Annotated in this window: 1 protein-coding gene; it reads right to left on the bottom strand. The window is 77.1% G+C overall.

The annotated features are described in order from the left end of the window. Positions 1–651 (bottom strand): hypothetical protein (locus AC5LUJ_RS14485; protein WP_493465095.1); only part of this gene is annotated, 651 nt, incomplete at its 3' end. Positions 652–668 lie beyond the last annotated feature (17 nt).

Raw genomic sequence — 668 nt, 5'->3', positions numbered from 1 at the left:
GCCGAGCAGGTAGCGGGGGCCGGCGGCGGCCGGGTCGTCGTCGCCGTAGCCGATGACCGACCGGCAGACCTCGCCCGGCGCCGCCAGCTGCCCGGCGGCCGGTCCCCCACCGACCGCCCCGGCGCCCACCGGGCCATCGGGAGACGGGCCGATAGGCGCTGGGGCGGGGAGGGTGGTGTCGCGCACCCAGGTCCGCACCGGGCGGCCGAACAGGTCGTACTCCGGGCGGGCCCGCACCTCGTACGGCGCCGCCGCCGGCGTCCACGGGCCGCAGCCGTGCCACTCGCGTAACGGCCGTCCCAGCGCGTCCGGCATCGTCCGGCTGGTCCCGGCGTCCGGGCTGGTCGTGACGAGTGGGCGGCCGAGCAGGTCGTAACCGTGGGTCGCCACGACGACCCCACGCGGGTCGGTCACCGACAGCACCCGCCCGTCGATGTCGAAGACGGTGGTGGTCACCAGGTCGGCCGTGCCGTTGCGTTCGACGGTCTCGACCGTGCGGCCGAGGGCGTCGAGCCGCGCGGTCGTCGGTGTGCCGGCGTGTGCCAGCGACGCCGCGGCCGCGGCCTTCTCCTCGTCGGTGGCGCCGGGCGCGGTGCGGGCGGCCAGCCAGTCCGAGTCGGCGACCGTGTCGTTGCGGTCGAAGGTCCGCACGGACCAGATCCCCGGTT

The organism is Protofrankia sp. CiP1_Cm_nod3, assembly GCF_982290655.1.
The sequence above is the reverse complement of the archived record's forward strand: the minus strand, read 5'-3'. Positions and strand labels throughout refer to the sequence as shown.